This is a genomic window from Petrotoga halophila DSM 16923 (genome assembly GCF_002924615.1).
This window is the reverse complement of the sequence record NZ_JALY01000314.1, coordinates 1-2,846: the sequence shown is the minus strand read 5'-3', so window position 1 is coordinate 2,846 and position 2,846 is coordinate 1. Positions and strand designations below refer to the sequence as shown.

4 protein-coding genes are annotated in these 2,846 nt (G+C 30.1%); 3 read left to right on the top strand and 1 reads right to left on the bottom strand.

Annotated features, from left to right (window positions below; all coding sequences use genetic code 11):
* Positions 1-603, top strand: a 603-nt coding sequence (locus tag AA81_RS13480) for a DDE-type integrase/transposase/recombinase (protein WP_169999810.1), incomplete at its 5' end; no start/stop codon positions are given.
* A 93-nt stretch (positions 604-696) separates the two neighbouring features.
* Here AA81_RS13480 and AA81_RS14335 read toward each other — a convergent pair.
* Positions 697-840, bottom strand: a complete 144-nt coding sequence (locus AA81_RS14335; protein ID WP_155811093.1) for a hypothetical protein — start codon at positions 838-840, stop codon at positions 697-699.
* Positions 841-1,207: 367 nt separating this feature from the next.
* Between AA81_RS14335 and AA81_RS14645 the strand changes: the two genes are divergently transcribed.
* Positions 1,208-1,408: a hypothetical protein gene (locus AA81_RS14645; protein WP_041534131.1), complete on the top strand. Its 201-nt coding sequence runs from the start codon at positions 1,208-1,210 to the stop codon at positions 1,406-1,408.
* A gap of 115 nt (positions 1,409-1,523) precedes the next feature.
* Positions 1,524-2,681 (top strand): hypothetical protein, encoded by a 1,158-nt coding sequence (locus AA81_RS13475; protein ID WP_245863665.1) that lies wholly within the window; start codon positions 1,524-1,526, stop codon positions 2,679-2,681.
* Positions 2,682-2,846 lie beyond the last annotated feature (165 nt).

Here is a 2,846-nt window from a genome sequence, read left to right as displayed (position 1 = left end):
TTGGTTGGAAAATATACAAACCATTCACCACATCCAAGAAGAGGTCCTCAAAAACATATTGCAACAGCTCCTAACCAGTTTTGGGAAATGGATATCAAATACTTCAAAACTAAAGATGGTTATGTACAAGTGTTCAGCATAATTGATACTTTTGATAGACAAATCGTTGGTTCTTACGTCGGTCCATCATGTAAATCAAAGGATATAATTAAAACAATCTTTGAAGCTCTTAGGCACAGAGGAATATCAGGAAAAGGCTTGATTATTAGATCAGATAACGGTACTCAGTTCACTTCTTTGTTAACAGAAAATTTTATGAGAAATGTTGGTATACTTCATGAGTTCGGATATCCACATAATCCAGATTGTCAAGCCTTTATCGAATCTTTTCATTCGAGTGTCCAAAGAGAGTTTGTTCCTTTGAATACCTTTACTAATATTAGTGATTTCACTATGAAATACAAAGTGTATTTGGATTTTTATCTTAATATTAGACCTCATGGCTCTTTGAACTACTTGACACCAAATGAGTTCCATGTTTCATACAAAGAAAATAGAATAAAAATTAAGGAAATCAAAGAAAAACTTACCATTTTTGAGTAAAATCGAGTTACTCCTCTCTAATTTCTGATATTCGGGGTTCCGTCCGGTTTTTTTATGCGTATTTCCCTAAAAAATTCTTCAATTCTCAAGCATTTACCCTACTTCTTCCACAACACTTACCATCTCTGTGGGTTCTACTCCATCTGTTGATCCTGTAATGCGACCATCTCCACCAAAAACAAATATACCACTCAATAGCAGACCTGTGATCAACAAAACAACAAAAAATCCCTTCATCCTTTTTCACCCCCTTGAATTATTTTTTTAATTTAAAACTAATATCTCAAATAATTCAATCCCTTATTTTAATCATACGCTTTTCCATATGGTTTTCAACTGTTTTTTTAATTGGCTTCAAATATGTATTTATAAAGTATTACAGAGATCGGTCAAAAAATACTTATATTAAAATCAAACTCGATAATTTTTGTTATCTTTAAATTACTTATATTTTCTTTTTCTTTTTTTATCTGTATTATGGTACAATTATGTTTGAATGGTTTCGGTTTATTTTTAGAAAATTTCTAAGTTGAATTGAAGTAAATTTATATTGTATTATTATAACGCTGTGTAAACATTTCGTGAGGATAAGGAGGTTCTTAGAATGAATCTTCGATCTTTGGTCAAAATTGTTAATAAAGGACAGTTCATAAGACCAATTTTGAATTATGTTGTTCATTACTTAGAAAGTGATAAAACAGATAAAAATAAAAACATTGTCAATTACATAAACGTTTTGAAATTAAAATGGGATGTTAAATACGATGAAGCCCTTGAGATAATAGATAAAGAGATAAAGAGATAAAGGGATTGAAAAAAGATGGTTTGTATTATCTTTTAACGAAGAAAGATACGATGAAGCAGTTTCTTTAAACATCGAAGCATTTAAGGTTTTAAAAACTATTCCACATCCTTCTGGCATGGTGCAGGCTTTAAACAATATATCTTGGTGGTTGAAAGATATTAACAAAGAAAAGGCTTTAGCTTTTACTTTACCATTGGGATTTTATCTTGGTTACTATTTCGATGATGATAACTTTAAAGTTTTCAATTCCCTTGATACTGTGTTTCAAGTACAGAAGAATAATAACGACCCTCTGGTTTATGAGACCGCCTTTATCTTTTCGAGGTGTTTATCTCAACTAAACAAATCTGAAAGTGAACCGATAAAAAATACTTTTAAAGATATCATTAACCAATTAAAGTACTATGTATTCAATTTGGATAACAACCAACACAGAGGTACACCAAAGCTGAGAGATTTCATAAGGAAAGAGATAGGAAAAGAAAAGATACCCATAGACTCAATGAACATTTCTGAAAAAACGTTGAAAGAGTTTTTATTTGAAGAGACACAGTACATTCAACCAAGTACCTTGAGAAACATAATAGATGCTCTTGAGTTTGAAATCGATACATCCACACCTATATGTATAATCAAAGAATTGAAAAAGAAGGATATAGATAAGAAGTTTGAGATAAACCTTGAAAAGTTTAAGAACTTTCCAAAAGAAAGACAAATATCAGAACTCTTTACATCTTACCTCGTTCATTACTACAAAGAAAAGATTGATCTAAAAAAGATAATTAAAGAGATAGAAGATGACAGTTTAATTGAAGAAAGATGTGATTACTACACGAAAGAGTTAGTAAACTCTATCTTTGAAAGAAATCCAAAGATAGAGTTTAATTCTTTACTAACAAACGTTCAAGAACCAAAAATCTACACAAACAAAAATATAACCTTCAAAGAACATCCTTTTTATTTGGGAAGGGAAGAAGTTGTAAAAAGATTTATGAAAGACTTAAATAAAAAGAATTTAAAAGAGTTCATTGAAAATTACATTGGTCTTGATACAAGACAAAAAAAGACGATAGAAAAGTTCATAATGAATTACGGTAGGTACTATGATTTAAAAGATATACCAAAAGAATTCACACCGAAAGTACCAAAAGAGATTAATTCATTCGTGAAAAAATATACGTTGAAAAGAAAACCTTCTGCTATTTCTTTTTATGTTTTTGAAGGGGAAGAAAGAGAAGAGTTGGTGGAAATAGTCAAGGCTTTTGAAATTTAGAGGTTCTATCTTTTGAAACGTAGAATTCTAACAATTTCCACAACCTATTTTGGGTTATATTAAACTTTTTAGCCAACCCGACTACCATCATGTGGTTATTTTAGTCCTATGTTCATATTTCACTTTTTCTACCCATACTTCTTACAAGCAAGCTAAATTTTATAA